Source organism: Delftia sp. WSY_12 (assembly GCF_043104645.1).
Classification (GTDB): domain Bacteria; phylum Pseudomonadota; class Gammaproteobacteria; order Burkholderiales; family Burkholderiaceae_C; genus Comamonas; species Comamonas tsuruhatensis.
In genome coordinates this window covers 129,864-143,664 of sequence record NZ_JBICKW010000020.1, presented here as the reverse complement: position 1 = coordinate 143,664, position 13,801 = coordinate 129,864, and the positions used below count along the sequence as shown (strand labels likewise).

At 68.6% G+C, this 13,801-nt stretch carries 11 protein-coding genes; 5 read left to right on the top strand and 6 right to left on the bottom strand.

Annotated elements, in window-relative coordinates; translation table 11 throughout:
- Window positions 1-238: 238 nt before the first annotated feature.
- The 3 genes from ACF8LI_RS12200 to ACF8LI_RS12190 form a co-directional block, all read right to left on the bottom strand.
- Complete coding sequence (locus ACF8LI_RS12200) at window positions 239-1,528, bottom strand: mechanosensitive ion channel family protein (RefSeq protein ID WP_016449703.1); 1,290 nt, start codon at window positions 1,526-1,528, stop codon at window positions 239-241.
- Window positions 1,529-1,620: 92 nt separating this feature from the next.
- A complete protein-coding gene (locus tag ACF8LI_RS12195; RefSeq protein WP_392414322.1) occupies window positions 1,621-2,430 on the bottom strand; it encodes an enoyl-CoA hydratase in 810 nt (269 codons plus the stop codon).
- 17 nt (window positions 2,431-2,447) lie between these two features.
- On the bottom strand, window positions 2,448-3,401 hold the full coding sequence (locus ACF8LI_RS12190; RefSeq protein WP_016449705.1) for a histone deacetylase family protein: 954 nt from the start codon (window positions 3,399-3,401) through the stop codon (window positions 2,448-2,450).
- A gap of 42 nt (window positions 3,402-3,443) precedes the next feature.
- On the opposite strand from ACF8LI_RS12190, the gene ACF8LI_RS12185 reads away from it, so the two are divergent.
- From ACF8LI_RS12185 to mltB, 4 genes are read left to right on the top strand one after another with little or no spacing between them, the layout of a single operon-like run.
- Entirely contained in the window at window positions 3,444-4,364 is a 921-nt protein-coding gene (locus ACF8LI_RS12185; protein ID WP_016449706.1) for a MoxR family ATPase, read from the top strand.
- The gene (locus ACF8LI_RS12180; RefSeq protein WP_016449707.1) at window positions 4,364-5,398 is read left to right on the top strand and encodes a DUF58 domain-containing protein; all 1,035 of its coding nucleotides are present in this window, start codon (window positions 4,364-4,366) and stop codon (window positions 5,396-5,398) included. Before ACF8LI_RS12185 ends, ACF8LI_RS12180 begins: the two co-directional genes overlap by 1 nt.
- Window positions 5,395-7,551: a transglutaminaseTgpA domain-containing protein gene (locus ACF8LI_RS12175; protein ID WP_392414321.1), complete on the top strand. Its 2,157-nt coding sequence runs from the start codon at window positions 5,395-5,397 to the stop codon at window positions 7,549-7,551. The genes ACF8LI_RS12180 and ACF8LI_RS12175 overlap by 4 nt, the downstream gene beginning before the upstream one ends.
- Window positions 7,548-8,744, top strand: coding sequence for a lytic murein transglycosylase B (mltB, locus tag ACF8LI_RS12170; RefSeq protein WP_392414320.1), 1,197 nt, complete (start codon window positions 7,548-7,550; stop codon window positions 8,742-8,744). Before ACF8LI_RS12175 ends, mltB begins: the two co-directional genes overlap by 4 nt.
- Window positions 8,745-8,771: 27 nt before the next feature.
- Here mltB and ACF8LI_RS12165 read toward each other — a convergent pair whose 3' ends face one another.
- Entirely contained in the window at window positions 8,772-10,082 is a 1,311-nt protein-coding gene (locus tag ACF8LI_RS12165; protein WP_392414319.1) for a branched-chain amino acid ABC transporter substrate-binding protein, read from the bottom strand.
- 97 nt (window positions 10,083-10,179) lie between these two features.
- Here ACF8LI_RS12165 and ACF8LI_RS12160 point away from each other — a divergent pair, with 97 nt between their 5' ends.
- On the top strand, window positions 10,180-10,560 hold the full coding sequence (locus ACF8LI_RS12160) for an Hsp20/alpha crystallin family protein (protein ID WP_392414318.1): 381 nt from the start codon (window positions 10,180-10,182) through the stop codon (window positions 10,558-10,560).
- Window positions 10,561-10,711: 151 nt separating this feature from the next.
- Here the strand turns inward: ACF8LI_RS12160 and tsaD are convergent, their stop codons facing one another.
- A complete protein-coding gene (gene tsaD / locus ACF8LI_RS12155) occupies window positions 10,712-11,752 on the bottom strand; it encodes a tRNA (adenosine(37)-N6)-threonylcarbamoyltransferase complex transferase subunit TsaD (RefSeq protein ID WP_016449712.1) in 1,041 nt (346 codons plus the stop codon).
- A gap of 90 nt (window positions 11,753-11,842) precedes the next feature.
- Entirely contained in the window at window positions 11,843-13,537 is a 1,695-nt protein-coding gene (locus ACF8LI_RS12150; protein WP_374005725.1) for a putative bifunctional diguanylate cyclase/phosphodiesterase, read from the bottom strand.
- Window positions 13,538-13,801: the final 264 nt, after the last annotated feature.

The window sequence follows — 13,801 nt, the reverse complement described above, 5'->3', positions numbered from 1 at the left end:
ACGCGCTTGACCGGGACCAAAACCTTCATTGCAGCGGCTCCTGATTGATTGATAGATTGACGTTTACGTAAACCGAAATCATTGTATGCGGCGCTGCAGCAGCTGAGGCAGGTTTCCCTGACGGCCGAGGGCCGCATGCGCGCTCACAAAAAAGAACGATCGTGCCATTTTAAGCACGACCCTTGAGATTTCCTGCAGGGGAACAGCCTGAACTCAGGGTATGCACCTAGGAATAATCCTAGCTGCTTTTCTCTGCTGCCTGGGCCGCCACGCCCACGCGTTCGGTGATCTGTACCACCTGCCTGGGGACCGGCAGGCTCACGCCTGCGGCACGCAGGCCGCGCAGCACGGCGAGGTTGACCTCGGAGCGCACATTTCCCTGGCCATTTTGCGGGTCGTTGATGTAGTAGCTGAGACTGAACTGCAGGCCCTGCTCCACAAAGTCGACCAGAGCCACCGAAGGCGCGGGCGTCTTGAGCACGCGCGGCTGCGCGGCTGCGGCTTCGAGCAGGATGCCGCGCACCTGCTCCACATCGCTGTCCATGCCCACGACGATGTTGGTGGACAGGCCGAACTTGACGTCGAATCCGGTGAGGTTCTCCACACGCTGGGTGATCAGCGTCTCGTTGGGCACGATGGATTCGCGGCCGTTGAGCGCGCGGATGATGGTGTAGCGCGTGCGGATGTCGGTGATGCGGCCCTCGAAGCCGTCCACGCGCACGTTGTCGCCGATGCGCAGCGCACGCTCGATCAGCACCAGAAAGCCGCTGACGTAGTTGGAGGCGATCTTCTGCATGCCGAAACCCAGGCCCACGCCGATGGCGCCGCCCATGACGGACAGCGCCGTCAGGTCCACGCCCACCATGGACAGCGAGACCAGCAGGCCCACCAGGATCAGCACGCTGCGCGTAATGTTCATGGCCACCTTGCGCATGGACAGGTCGCTGACCCACTGGTTGATGACCTTCTGCTCGAACAGCGTGGACAGCCAGAGCACGGCCACCATCATCAGGCCCGCCGACAGCGTGCCCTCGATCAGGTTGAGCAGGCTGACCGGCGTCTTGCCGATGTTGAACTGCAGGGCCTCCAGCTCCTCCATGACCTGCGGCAGCAGGCCGATGCTGTGCAGCACGGCCGCGCCCCAGGCCAGCCAGGAGAAGATGCGCTCGATCAGGCGCACCACGGTGGAGTGGGGGAAGGTCCGGCTGAGCACCCGCGCCACGAAGCGGATCACCGACAGGGACACCAGCAGCGACACGGCCACGCGCAACCAGAACACCGTGGAAAACCGCGCCAGGATCTCCTGGCTGGTGAAGACCAGCACCAGCGCCAGCAGCGGGAACAGTGCGCCATCGAGCGCATGGCGGCCAATCCATACGGAGGGCTTGCCATCGTTGAGATGACCGTAGCGCGCATGCAGGCCGCGCATGGCGCCGTAGGCCAGCAGCAGGCAGCCGATGAGAACGGAGAACTCCAGCCAGGCGCTGGAGCTTTGGAAGTCGTTGATGAGCTTGTCGAAGATGTCCATGGATCAGGGCCGTTCCGCCGCAAGGGCGCAGGCCGCCATCATCGCGCAGATCCAGGACAGGCCAACCGGACCGGGGCCTACATGCAGGTCGGTCAGCGGCCCGTCTTCCAGGCCGGTTCGCGCTTGGCGGCGAAGGCCTGGGCGCCCTCCTGGGCGTCGGCATCCATCATGTTGGCGGCCATGGTCTGGCCGGCCAGCTGGTAGGCGGCCTCGATGCCCATCTCGCGCTGGCGGTAGACCAGGGCCTTGCCCATGGCCACGGCCGCGCGGGGCTTGCTGACGATGGACTGCACGAAGTGCTCCACCGCATCGTCCAGCGCCTCCTCGGCCACCACGCGGTTGACCAGGCCCTGGTCCAGCGCCTGCTGCGCGTCGATGAAGTCGCCCGTGAGCAGCATCTCCATGGCCTGCTTGGTCGGCACATTGCGCACCAAGGGCACGCTGGGCGTGGCACAGAACAGGCCATAGTGGATGCCACTGGTGGCAAAGCGCGCCGCCTGCGCAGCAACGGCCAGATCGCACTGGGCCACGAGCTGGCAGCCCGCCGCCGTGGCAATGCCGTGCACGCGCGCAATCACGGGCACGGGCAGCCGGTGGATGGACAGCATCATGCGGCTGCACTGGGCGAACAGCTTCTGGTAGTAGTCCAGCTGCGGATGGGCCGCCATGTCCTTGAGATTGTGTCCGGCGCAAAAGGCCTTGCCGGCTGCAGCCAGCACGACCACGCGCACCGACTCGTCACGCGCCACATCGTCCAGCGCCTGCTGCAGCTGCGTGAGCATCTGCTCGCCCAGGGCATTGAAGCGCTGCGGATCGTTGAGCGTGAGCCGCACGACGCCGCGCGCGTCGCGCTGCACGTCGAGCAGGGGGTTGGCTTCAGAAGGATGGGTGCTCGCGTTCATGGTGCTCCAGATCGGGTTCAGAGGTCGGCCAGCACGCGCACGTGCGCTTCCACGCTGCGCGCAAGCGGCCCCATCACGTAGCCGCCTTCCAGGCAGGAGACGATGCGCCCCTTGGAGAAGCGCCGCGCAATGTCCTTGATGCGCGAGGTGATCCAGGTGAAGTCCTGCTCGGTCATGCCCAGCTGGCCCATGTCGTCCTCGCGGTGGGCGTCGAAGCCGGCGCTGATGAAGATCAGCTCGGGCTTGAAGGCCTCCAGTCGCGGGATCCACATCATCTCGACGATCTCGCGGATGTCCATGCCCTTGGTATAGGCGGCCACCGGCACGTTGACCATGTTGGCGGCCGGGTGCTGGTCGCCGCTGAAGGGATAGAAGGGGTGCTGGAAGATGCCGCACATGAGCACACGGTCGTCGCCGGAGAGGATGTCCTCCGTGCCATTGCCGTGGTGCACGTCGAAATCGATCACGGCCACGCGCTTGAGGTGGTGGCGGCTGAGCGCGTACTTCACGCCCACGGCCACGTTGTTGAAGAAGCAAAAGCCCATGGCCTGGTGGCGGGTGGCATGGTGGCCGGGAGGGCGCACGGCGCAAAAGGCGTTCTCCAGCTCGCCGGCCATCACCGCATCGGTGGCCGCCAGCGCGGCACCGGCCGCATGCAGCGCGGCCGAGAAGGTGTGGCTGTTGATGGAGGTATCGGTGTCGATCTGGGAGTACTCGGGGCCGCCGGCCTGCTGCTCCTCGATGAGGCGCTGGGTCAGGCCCTGCAGCGCGGCCACATGCATGCGGTCATGGGCCAGTTCGATGTCGGCCAGCGAGGCCTGGGGGGCCTCGTGCCGCTCCAGCGCATCGGCCACGCCGGTCACCAGCAGCCGGTCCTCGATGGCGTCCAGCCGGGCCGGGCACTCTGGGTGCCCCGGCCCCATCTCATGCCGCCAGCACTCCCTATGGGTGAAATAACCCGTCTTGCCCACAGTGATGTCTCCGCGATGTTTTTTTTAGGATAACGTCGCGCCATGCAAGCTACACACAAGATCAAGGCGCTTCTGGATCAGCTTAACACGGTGGTTGTAGGGAAGCCGGCTCAAGTCCGCGACAGCGTGGCCTGCCTGCTGGCGGGGGGACACCTGCTGCTGGAAGACGTTCCCGGCGTGGGCAAGACCACGCTGGCCCATGCGCTGGCGCACAGCTTCGGGCTGCAGTTCTCGCGCGTGCAGTTCACGGCCGACCTCATGCCCAGCGACCTCACCGGCGTGTCCATCTATGAGCGCAGCAGCGAGTCCTTCGTCTTCCATCCAGGTCCCGTTTTCGCCCAGGTACTGCTGGCCGACGAGATCAACCGCGCCAGCCCCAAGACACAGAGCGCCCTGCTCGAAGCCATGGAAGAGCGCCAGGTCTCGTCCGAAGGCCGCACGCACCGCCTGCCCGAGCCCTTCTTCGTGATCGCCACGCAGAACCCGCAGGAACAGTTGGGCACCTTCCCGCTGCCCGAAAGCCAGCTGGACCGCTTTCTGATGCGCATCAGCCTGGGCTATCCCGACCGCGCGGCCGAGCGCTCCCTGCTGTCCGGCAATGGCCGGCGCGCCCAGGCCGATGCACTGCTCCCGCTGCTGGCCACGGACGAGCTGCAGCAGTTGCAGGCCGCCGTGCTGCAGGTCCATGCCAGCGATGCCTTGCTCGACTATGTGCAGGACCTGCTGGAGGCGACGCGCTCGGGCCAGTGGTTCGTGCAGGGCCTGTCGCCTCGCGCGGGCATTGCGCTGCTGCGCGCGGCCAGGGCGGTGGCCCTGATGGAGGGGCGTGACTACGTGGCGCCCGACGATGTGCAGGCCATCCTGCCGCAGACGGCCGCCCACCGCCTGGTGCCCATAGGCTCCAGCGGCCGGGGTGCCGTGGAGCAGGTGCGCGCCATGCTGGACGCCGTGGCGCTGCGCTGATGCCGGCCGCTCCCGCGTCCTCGCCCGGCGCCGCCCAGCCGGGGGCATCGCTGCGCCAGCGCTGGTCTCCTGCGCGGCGCGTGCGCCAGTGGTGGCATGCCCGCCTGCCGCGCACCGACAGCCTCAGGCTGACCCAGCGCAATGTCTACATCATGCCCTCGCGCGCAGGCTGGGCCCTGGCGCTGACGCTGTGCGTGCTGCTGGTGGCGGCCATCAACTACCAGCTCAACCTGGGCTACCTGCTGACCTTTTTGCTGGCCGGAAGCGCGGCTGCGGGCATGGTGGTCGGCCACGGCAACCTGCGCGGCCTGGCAATGCACCTGGTGCCGCCGGCCGGCAGCTTTGCCGGCCAGCCCTGCCGCTTCGACGTGGTGCTGCACAACAGCCGCCGCAGCACGCGCTGGGGCATAGGCCTGGCCGTGCAGGGCGATGTCCCGGCCACCGACTGGACCTGGATCGATGTACCGGCACAGGGCAGCACCACGGCACAGCTGGCCTTCACGCCGCTGCGCCGGGGACGGCAGCCGCTGCCCACGATCACGGCGGCCACCCGCTATCCGCTGGGCACCTTCCGCGTCTGGGCGCTGTGGCGCGCACAGACGCAGGCCTGGATCTACCCGGCGCCCGAGCACAATCCGCCACCCCTGCCACCGGCCAGCGCCGATGCCGGCGGCCGCAGCGCGGCCGCCACGCGGCACGGCGACGAGTTCGACGGTGTGCGGGCCTACCGTCGCGGCGATCCGCTCAAGCTGGTGGTCTGGAAAAAGGCTGCACAGGCCTTTGCCACGGGCAGCAACCAGCTGGTGAGCCGCGACCGCCCGCTGTCCCAGCAGCACCGCCTGTGGCTGGATGCCAAGGCCACCGGCCTGGCCGACCCCGAGGCCCGCCTCAGCCGCCTGACCGCCTGGGTGCTGGCCGCGCGCCAGCAGGACCTGACCTGGGGCCTGCGCCTGCCCGACGGCCGCGAGATCGCCCCCGACCAGGGCCCGGCCCATGCCACGCTCTGCCTGGAAGCCCTGGCGGCCTGCCCATGAATCGCACGTCCATGCCCTCCTCCTTCCAAGCCATTGCGCAGCCTGCGGCCACTTGGCGCCAGCGCCTGGCCGCCCTGCCGCGCGATGCGCGCGACACCCTGTTCCTGCTGGCCGTGGTGGCCTGGGTGCTGATGCCCCAGGCCGCCCACACGCCCTGGTGGACCATGGTCTTCGTGGCCGGCCTGCTGCTGTGGCGCGCCCTGCTGGCCTGGCGCGGCCAGCCCCTGCCCGGCCGCTGGCTGCTGGGCGGACTGCTGCTGCTGGCCCTGGGCGCCACCTGGGTCTCGCACGGCACCTTTGTCGGGCGCGATGCGGGCGTGACGCTGATCGTGCTGCTGCTGGCGCTCAAGACACTGGAGCTGCGCGCCCGGCGCGACGCCATGGTGGTGTTCTTCCTGGGCTTCTTCGCGCTGCTGGCCAACTTCTTCTACTCGCAGTCCCTGCTGCTGGCCCTGGCCATGGTGCTGGGCCTGCTGGGCCTGCTCACGGCCCTGGTCAATGCCCACATGACCGCCGGCCGGCCGCCGCTGACCCAGGCGCTGCGCACGGCAGCCCTGCTGGCGCTGTGGGGCACGCCGGTCATGGTGGCGCTGTTCCTGTTCTTTCCGCGCATGGCCCCGCTGTGGGGCGTGCCGGGCAACGACCTGGCGGGCCGCAGCGGCCTGTCGGAGAACATGCGCGTGGGCTCCATGGCCTCGCTGGTGCTGGACGAGAACATCGCACTGCGCCTGCGCTTCGACACGCCCGACGGCGCCCCGCCACCAGCCAACACCCTGTACTTCCGCGGCCCCGTGCTGTCGCGCTTCGACGGCCAGGAATGGCAGATGGACACGGAGGCCGGGCTGGACAGCGCCCAGCTGCGCGTCTCGGGCGAAGGCGTGCGCTACCAGATGACCATAGAGCCCAGCCGCCGCCCCTGGCTGACCATGCTTGACGCCACGCCCCAGCACCCCGAACTGCCCCCGGGCATGGGCACCGCCCGCATGACGCCCCAGCTGCAATGGCTGACCTGGCGCCCCATCACCGACGTGGTGCGCATCAGCGCCCAAAGCCATGTGCAGTTCAGCTACGGCCCGCTCAAGCCCACGCGCGGCCTGCGCCGCTACACCCAGCTGCCCGAAGGCAGCAACCCGCGCACGCTGGAGCTGGCCCGGCAGATGCGCGCCGACCCGCAACTGGCCGATGCCGCGCCCCGTGCCTGGGTGCAGGCCGCGCTGGCGCGCCTGCGCACGGGCGGCTACACCTACACACTGGAGCCCGGCGTGGTGGATAGCGTGCACACGGCCGATGACTTCTGGTTCGACAGCAAAGAGGGATTCTGCGAGCACATCGCCTCCGCCTTCGCCGTGCTGATGCGCGGCATGGGCGTGCCTGCCCGCATCGTCACCGGCTACCAGGGTGGCGAGCGCAACCCGGTCGACGGCTACTGGACCGTGCGCAACGCCGACGCCCATGCCTGGACCGAGGTGTGGCTGGAGGATGAGGGCTGGGTTCGCATCGACCCCACTGGCGCCGTGGCCCCGTCGCGCGTGGGCGAGTTCCAGCGCCTGCGCGCACCGCAGGGCGCCATCGCCGGAGCCATGGGCAACTTCGTGGGCGTGGGCATGCTGCAGCAGATGCGCGCCGTGTGGGAGGCCGTCAACAACGGCTGGAACCAGTGGGTGCTCAACTACACGCAAAGCCGCCAGCTGGACCTACTCAAGAACCTGGGCGTGCAATCGCCCTCGTGGGTGGACATGCTGCGCCTGCTGGGCGCGCTGGCCGGCGTGGCTGCGCTGGCGTGGCTGGCCTGGATGGCCCGCGCCCAGCGCACCAGCCGCGACGAATGGCTGCGCCTCATGGACAGGACCCGCGCCCGGCTGCGGCGCATCGGCCTGGACGCCGACGCCAGCCTGCCCCCACGTGCGCTGGCAGCCCAGGTCATGGACCGCTGGGGCCGGGACGATGCCAAGGCGGCCCAGGCCCTTCACGACTGGCTCCTGGGCATGGAGCGCCAGCGCTACGCACGGCCATCCCCATCCCCATCCTCATCCGCACCCGACACCCCCGGCCTGCCCGCCCTGCGACGCCAATGGCGGGCGCTGGACTGGCCACGCAATCCGCAGCCACGGCCACAAGCCGCCGCTGCCGGTCCCACGACAAGCACACCATGACCAAGCAACGACTGATCCCCTGCGCCCTGCTGCTGCTCGCGGCCGCGGCCGTGCCCTGCGGCGCGCTGGCCGGCAAGCCGGCAGCCAGCCCTGCCGCCCAAGCCACGGCCAAAACCTCCGCTAAAACCACGACCAAGTCCACGGCCAAACCTTCCACGAAAAAGCGCACGGCCGCTGCTGCCGCCGCCACGGCCGCTGGCGGCGCCGCCGTGGCCAGGACCGTGCAGGGCAGCACGCCCTACGGCGAACGGCCTGCAGCCATGCAGATGGCCGCCGACATTGCGATGCGCCACGACCTGCCGGTGGACTGGGTGCGCGAGACCATCGCCCAGGCCCGCTTTCTGCCCCAGGTGCCGCGCCTGATGACGCCGGCCGTCCAGGGCACGGCAAAGAACTGGGGCGTCTACCGCAGCCGCTTTGTCGAGCCCGTGCGCATACGTGCCGGGACACGCTTTTGGCAGGCCAATGCCGCTGCGCTGGCGCGTGCCGAAAAGCAGTACGGCGTGCCGGCCGAAATCATCGTCGGCATCATCGGCGTGGAGACCATCTACGGCCAGCAGATGGGCAACTTCCGCGTGATGGACGCCCTGGCCACGCTGAGCTTCGACTTCCCTGCCGCCCACCCGCGCGCTGCGGCGCGCACCGAGTACTTCCGTGGCGAGCTGGAGCAGTTCCTGCGCTTCACCCACCGTGCGGGCACGGACCCGTTCTCGCTGCGCGGCAGCTACGCAGGCGCCATGGGCATGGGCCAGTTCATGCCCAGCAGCTGGGTGAAGTGGGCCGTGGACTTTGACGGCGACGACCGCATCGACCTGTTCGGCAGCGCGGCCGATGCCATCGGCTCGGTGGCCAACTACTTTGTCGCGCATGGCTGGAAAAGCGGCATGCCCACCCACTACCCGGTGATCATGCAGGCCCAGGGCGCCGACCTGGCCGCCCTGCTGGCGCCCGACATCCTTCCCCAGTTCACGGCCGACGAGATGACCGCACGCGGCGTGCAGTTGCCAGGCGACGGCGCCGCGCACCCGGGGCCGCTGGCCCTGGTCAAGCTGGAAAACGGCGCGCAGGGCCAGCCGCTGTACATCGCGGGCACGGAGAACTTCTATGCCATCACGCGCTACAACTGGTCCAGCTACTACGCGCTGTCCGTGATCGAGCTGGGCCAGGAAGTCGCGGCAGCCATGGGCCGCTGATCCAGGCCATCCAAACCGTCGAGGCGGTCAGGGCCGGCGCATGCGGCACATCGCGGGCTGCTCGGCACGCGCGGCCTCGATCTCTCGCACCACGCGGAAGCCGTAGCCCGAGCCTTCCACATCGAAGGGCACGCCTGGCGCCCCCTGCCTGTCCATGACGCCGACCACCAGCGCCTGCTGGAACTGGTGGTCGGCCGCGCGCATGCGGCCCCTGCGTCCGGCCAAGGTCACGTCCGCGCTTTCCAGCGCCTGCGCCACGGCAACGGTGTCCGTGCTGCCCGCGCGCGCCATGGACTGGGCCAGGGCCTCCATCATCAGCTGCATGCGCATGTGCACATAGTCATCGGCAGGCCTGGGAAAGCGCTCGCGGAATGCCTTGTAGAAGGCCTGGCTGTCGGGGCCCGGCACGTTGGGCAGCCAGTCGGCCACGGCCAGCACCTTGCCCACGCCGGCCTCGCCCAGGGCGGCTGGCGCGCCCAGCGCATTGCCGTAGAAGGTGTAGAAGCGGCCATCGAAGCCCGCCTCCCGCGCGGCCTTGACCAGCAGCATCAGATCGTTGCCCCAGTTGCCCGTGACCACGGCCTGGGCGCCGCTGGCCTTGATCTTGGCGGCATAGGGCGCAAAGTCCTTGACGCGGCCCACGGGGTGCAGCTCGTCGCCCACGATGGCCACATCGGGCCGCTGCGCGGCCAGCTGGCGCCGTGCCTCGCGCAGCACGGCCTGGCCAAAGCTGTAGTCCTGCCCGATCAGGTAGGCGCTGCGCACGGCCCCGTCCTCGCGCAGCACCTGCATCAGCGCGGCCATGCGCATGTCGGCATGGGCGTCGAAGCGAAAGTGCCAGAAGCTGCAGCGCTCGTTGGTGAGCGCGGGATCGACGGCCGAGTAGTTCAGGTACAGCACACGCCGGGCCGGATCGCGCTCGTTGTGCTTGGCAATGGCGTCGACCAGCACGGCGGCCACGGCCGATGAATTGCCCTGCATGACCACGCGCGCGCCGCCGTCGATGGCTGCGCGCAGCGCAGACAGCGCCTCCTCGTTCTGGCCCTTGCTGTCATGGCGTTCGATGGCCAGGGGCCGGGCGCCGCCCAGCGCAGCCGGCAGCAGCACACCGCCGCGCGCGTTCACGCGCTCGGCGGCCCACAGCAGGTTGCGGAACACGGCCTCGCCCGTGTTGGCAAAGGGGCCGGACAGGCTTTCGATCAGCGCCAGCCGTATCGGCTCGCCGCGCGGCGGCGACACGGGCCGGTCGTGTCCGCTTGACGCCCGGGCCAGCAGCGCGGGCGCCGCAAATAGCGCCATGGCGCCGCTTTTCAAGACCTTGCGGCGCAATTTATTCATGGCTTTTTCCTCTTGAAATGCGTTCAACACCGCTTAACTAGGCTCCATGCGGCGACAACTTCGATGAAGCCGCGCAGTTTATAGGAGCCAACCCACCATGATCTTCACGCCTGTTCTCCGCCGCAACGCCTTCGCTCCCCAAGCCGCCGATCTGGCCCTGCAGCGCTTCTTGCAAGGCACCCTGGGCAACGCGGCCCCTTCGCTCTCGTCGGTGCAGGTTCAGCGCGATGAAAAGGCCACGACCTTGCAGCTGGATGTGCCCGGCCTGTCCCGCGAGCAGCTGCAGCTGAGCATCGAAGGCGCCGTGGTCCGTCTGTCCAGCGTCGAGGGCGCGCCCCGCCAGGTGCAGCGTGCCTGGGAGCTGGACCATGAAATCGACATGGCCGCCAGCAGCGCCAAGCTGGAAAACGGCGTGCTCACGCTGTCCCTGGCCCGCCTGGAACCCCAGAGCAAGGCCACCATGCTGAGCATCCAGTAAGTCCGGTCACGGCCAGCGCGTTTGTGCACCCGGGCTGTCAACCATCCTTTCTTCCATCCTCTTGGCAAGGTGACAGCCCGTTTCCAGAGCCCGGCCCGCGCCGGGCTTTTTTTGCGCCCGCCGTGCAGGCCGGGCACGCGGCCCCGGACCATCAGGCCAGCGAATCGAGCGGCCAGCGCGGCTTGACGTCGAACGCGTAGTGCCTGTTCGCCATTTCGCGGCCTGCCTGCAGGCGCATGGCGGCGGCCATGGCGATCATGGCGCCGTTGTCGGTGCACAGGTGCAGCTCGGGGTAGTGCACGCGCAGCTTGCGCTTGGCACAGGCCGCATCCAGCTGGGCGCGCAGCAGACGGTTGGCGCCCACGCCGCCGGCCACGACCACGCGCTTCATGCCGGTCTGCTGCAGCGCCGCCAGCGTCTTCTTGACCAGCACCTCGACGATGGCCGCCTGCGTGCTGGCGGCCAGGTCGGCCTTGCGCGCCTCAAGGTCATCGCCCAGCTTCTTCGCCTGGGTCAGCACGGCCGTCTTCAGGCCGGCGAACGAGAAGTCCAGGTCGCCCGAATGCAGCAGCGGCCGGGGCAGCTTGAAGGCCTGCGCGTCCCCGCCCTCGGCCAGGCGCGAGAGCACGGGGCCGCCCGGATAGGGCAGGCCCATGAGCTTGGCCGATTTGTCGAAGGCCTCGCCGGCCGCGTCGTCGATGGTCTCGCCCAGGATGGCGTAGCTGCCCACGCCGTCCACGCGCATCAGCTGCGTGTGGCCGCCCGAGACCAGCAGGGCCACGAAGGGGAATTCGGGGGGATCGGCGCTCAGGAAGGGCGACAGCAGGTGGCCTTCCAGGTGGTGCACGCCCAGCACGGGCTTGTCCAGCGCCGCAGCCATGGCGCAGGCCACGCCCGCGCCCACCAGCAGCGCGCCGGCCAGGCCGGGGCCGCGCGTGAAGGCGATCACATCGACCTGGTCCAGCGTGCGGCCGGACTCGCCCAGCACGCTTTCGGTCAGCGGCAGCACGCGGCGGATGTGGTCGCGGCTGGCCAGCTCCGGCACCACGCCGCCATAGGCGCGGTGCATGTCGATCTGGCTGTGCAGCGCATGGGACAGCAGCCTGGGCACGCCCGTGCCATCGGGGGCCTCGACCAGGGCCACGCCGGTTTCATCGCAGGAGGATTCGATCCCCAGAATCAGCAAACTCATGGGACTGAAGTGTAGAACCTGCGGGCGCGGCGCACGGCCGCCCGCGTCAATGGCCCCTGGCCGGCGGGCAGTTGCGGGGCCGGCGGGCCGCTACAGGTTGTCCAGGTATGACGAGCGCGAGAACTGCACGGGCTCGATGCCGTCGGAGGTCCAGATTTCGCTGGCGATCAGCGCCTGGGCGTTCATGGGGCGAGCGAAGTAAAAGCCCTGCAGCTCGTCGCAGCCCAGCGTCTGAAGCACTTCGCGCTGCTGCTGGTCGGTCACGCCTTCGGCCACCACGCGCAGCTCCAGCGCATGGGCCAGGCGCACGATGGCATCGACCACGGCCCGCGCGTCGCTCTTGATGGCCACGTCCCGCACGAAGCTGCGGTCGATCTTGACCTCGTCGGCGCCCAGCTGGCGCAGCAGGGCCAGGCTGGAGTAGCCGGTGCCGAAGTCGTCGATGGAAATCTGCACGCCCATGCCCGTCAACTCGGCAATCACGGCCATGGTGGTCTTGTCGTCCTCCATGGCCACGGACTCGGTGATCTCGAAGACCAGCTGCTCGGGCCGAATGCGGTGCCGCTCGATCGCTTCGCCGATGTACTGCGCCAGCCGCGTCTGAAAGAGCTGATAGCCCGAGATATTGATGGAGACGCGCATGAAGCGCCGCTGGCGCGTCCACTGGGCAGTCTGGCGGCAGGCCTCGTCGATGACCCAGTCGCCGATCTCGCTGATCAGGCCGAAGCGCTCGGCCAGCGGAATGAACACGCGGGGGCTGATGAGGCCGAATCGGGGATGGTTCCATCGAACCAGCGCCTCCACGCTGCGGATGCGGCCCGTGCGGGCATCGATCTTGGGCTGGTAGAACAGCACCAGCTGCTGGCTTGCCACGGCGCGGCGCAGGGCTTGCTGCAGGTCGAACTGCACGGCCACATCCTTGCGCATGCTTTCCTTGAAGATGGCGCAGGAATTCCCGCCGGCGCGCTTGGCCGTGTACATGGCGAGGTCGGCCGCCGCCATGAGCTTTTCCTTCTGGCCATGATCGGGATAGATGGCCACGCCGACGGAGCTGCCGATGGAGATGGACTTTCCCGGCAGATCGAAGGGCTGACCCAAAACCTTCTGCACCCGGCCGGCCATGGCCACGGCATCGTCCTCCGATGCCAGGCAGCCCAGCAGCAGCACGAACTCATCGCCCCCCACGCGCGCCAGCGTGTCCGACTTGCGCGTCATACGGTTCAGGCGCACGGCCACCTGGCACAGCAGCGCGTCACCTGCGGCATGGCCCTCCACGTCGTTGATGGGCTTGAATCCGTCCAGATCGATGTACAGCAGGCCCACGCGCACCGGCCCCCCGGGCCCTGGCTGCTCCACCGAGCTGTCGGCGCGCGCAATCGCCCGGCCAAGCCGGTACTCGAGCAGCGCCCGGTTGGCCGTGCCGGTCAGCGGGTCCCTGAAGGCGATGCGCTTGAGCTTCACATTGGCGCGCAGCAGCTTTTCATTGGTCTGCTGCAGCGATTGCGTCAGGCGCTGAGCCTTCTCGCGCAGGCGCACATGGACCACCAGCGAAACCAGCAGGAATATCAGAACGGGAATGGCGCCCCACAGGCCGAAAGCGCTCCACCCCGCGGCCCAGCTTCCCTGGCCATCGGATGGCGCCGACGCGGCCAGGACCTCGCCCCCCGCCAGTGCCCGGCACTGCGCCAGGCCCAGCAGCAGCGCAGCCAGGGACGGGCCACGCCGGCGCACAGCAGTCCGCCCCAACACCGCCTGGGTCATGAACCGCCAGCGCACGGGGGACATCCGATCTTCTCGTGATATTGCAAGCTCATGCTGATTCAGCCTCGCTGCCGCATTGCGCAGCCCGATCTTGTGGATGGCTATGCCATGGGTGTCGTGTGTGCCGGAAAGCCGGGCTTTTTCCTGCAGGGCGCCCGGCAAATATTCGACACATTCACGCGTCCAAATTTGTATCGACGATTTCAAAACGTTAGAAAAATTCTATCAAACCCTGGGCCTTGCTTCTACTTCTACTTTTGCGCCACGGCAGGCCCGGCATGGGAATTG